Raw genomic sequence first — 1,645 nt, 5'->3', positions numbered from 1 at the left:
CGCAAAAAGCTACAGCAGCAGGCTATTGATGAAATGGGCGATGAATGGAAAAAAGAGCTTGACGCACGTAATAAGGCAAGAGCTGGAATTAATGAGGATACTATTAAATGTGACTGGCTTAAAAATAAAACAGTCGAAGAAAGAAAAAAGTATTTCCGTTCCGATTCACGTTGGGCGTTGTTTGAAAGCGGAGTAATTCAGAATGACGCTGACCTTGAGAGACTCTACAAAACAGTCGATACAAAACACGGTCCTAGAAAAGTATTTAAATCGTTGACTGAACTAAAAAATGATGGTATAATGACAGTACCGGATAAAACTTTGAGACATTCGACGGTTGGGGATTTTACTAACCTGAAGAATCCAAAGAAACCTCCGGGCGGTAAAAACGGCGGCAAGATGAAAGGCGGCGGGCATTCTCAGGCAAATATTGATTTGCTCGAATCCAAAGGTTATGCATACACAATTACCCAAACTTATGATAACGGTGTAAGAATTGGTAACGTGGAATTGCATAAGGATGAAAGTAAATGTTTACATTCAGGTCAATCGTGGTTTCCGGAAGATTGGGGTAATGATGAAGTGCTAAAAGCCGGAACTTATGTTTCAAATACTGTTAAATCTAAGGATGTAAAAAGATTTGGTGAATATAACGGAATCCGAATAGGGTTTTATGTTGATAAGGACGGGTATCCGACAACTATATTTCCAGATGCAGATAAACAGCCGTAAAGGAGTTGAGTTAAATGGTAGATAAAGAAAAATTTTATGATACTATAGAAGCAAGAAAAAAACTTGATAACAATTATCCATGGCTTGAAGAAGAAGTCTGGAATCCAAGACTTGAAGCCTTGGGAGAAGATGAAGATGATATAATTGAATTTATGGATAATGCTGACGAAGAAGTTCTTGCAGCATTGTGGTCTGTATATGATGAACTAATGGATAAATTTCCAAGTAAAAAAATGGATAGGGCAATCGACCGTTATCTTGAAAATTATCAGAAAGCTTTTAATGTCAGATTTAAATAGTATCTGTTTGAAAGGAACTAAAAAATAATAAGATATACAGGAGATTAATAATGAATAATTTTACTGTGATTTATAAAATTCTAAAAGCTCTTGAAGAATCAATGGATTATGAAGAATTTGATGATAATTTAATAAGTCCAGAGGTTTTAGGAATAACGAAAGAACGTCGTAATAAACTCTTAATGGAAATGCAGAGAGACGGATATATAACCGGATTAATACCCTATAAAAACCTAGGTCAGCAAACAACCCATTTGCGAGAACCTTTATCAATAAACATAACGCTGAAAGGGTTGGAATATTTATCGGATAATTCAATGATGAAGAAAGCCGCAAATTTGCTTAAAGGAATAAAGGATACTGTTCCAGAGATCTAATAATTTAATAATTTAAGCACTTTCAGTTCAGCTGAAGGTGCTAATTTTATACCCAAAATAAGAAAGGATGATCGAAATGATTTCAACATTAATACTGCTTTATGCACTGGATACAGGTCAGATACCTACAGGTTGCTATATAGCTGCATGGGTTTTGGCAATTATTCGGACCGTTGCCAGATTAATAAAAACAGTTGCCGATATTGCTGATTATAAAGATTAAGTGCTTCAAAAGAG

Annotated in this window: 4 protein-coding genes; all 4 read left to right on the top strand. The window is 35.1% G+C overall.

Annotated features, from left to right (window positions below; translation table 11 throughout):
- The coding region (locus tag OCV67_RS13200; RefSeq protein ID WP_262644648.1) for an EndoU domain-containing protein at nucleotides 1-732 on the top strand (732 nt) is incomplete at its 5' end.
- 14 nt (nucleotides 733-746) lie between these two features.
- The gene (locus OCV67_RS13195) at nucleotides 747-1,031 is read left to right on the top strand and encodes a hypothetical protein (protein WP_147644391.1); all 285 of its coding nucleotides are present in this window, start codon (nucleotides 747-749) and stop codon (nucleotides 1,029-1,031) included.
- 50 nt (nucleotides 1,032-1,081) lie between these two features.
- Nucleotides 1,082-1,408, top strand: a complete 327-nt coding sequence (locus tag OCV67_RS13190) for a YjcQ family protein (RefSeq protein ID WP_147644390.1) — start codon at nucleotides 1,082-1,084, stop codon at nucleotides 1,406-1,408.
- Between the two features lie 76 nt (nucleotides 1,409-1,484).
- On the top strand, nucleotides 1,485-1,631 hold the full coding sequence (locus tag OCV67_RS13185; protein ID WP_178085178.1) for a hypothetical protein: 147 nt from the start codon (nucleotides 1,485-1,487) through the stop codon (nucleotides 1,629-1,631).
- The last annotated feature ends 14 nt before the right edge of the window (nucleotides 1,632-1,645 follow it).

The sequence above is a fragment of the Porcipelethomonas ammoniilytica genome, from assembly GCF_025567485.1.
Taxonomy (GTDB): Bacteria; Bacillota; Clostridia; order Oscillospirales; family Ruminococcaceae; genus Porcipelethomonas; species Porcipelethomonas ammoniilytica.
Note: the sequence above shows the minus strand (reverse complement) of the source record. Positions and strands in the feature narration are given on the sequence as shown.

What these genes read in the sequence shown, in the direction of transcription:
- OCV67_RS13195 (WP_147644391.1), top strand. Translation starts at nt 747, where the DNA reads ATGGTAGATAAAGAAAAATTTTATGATACTATAGAAGCAAGAAAAAAA.
- OCV67_RS13190 (WP_147644390.1), top strand. Translation starts at nt 1,082, where the DNA reads ATGAATAATTTTACTGTGATTTATAAAATTCTAAAAGCTCTTGAAGAA.
- OCV67_RS13185 (WP_178085178.1), top strand. Translation starts at nt 1,485, where the DNA reads ATGATTTCAACATTAATACTGCTTTATGCACTGGATACAGGTCAGATA.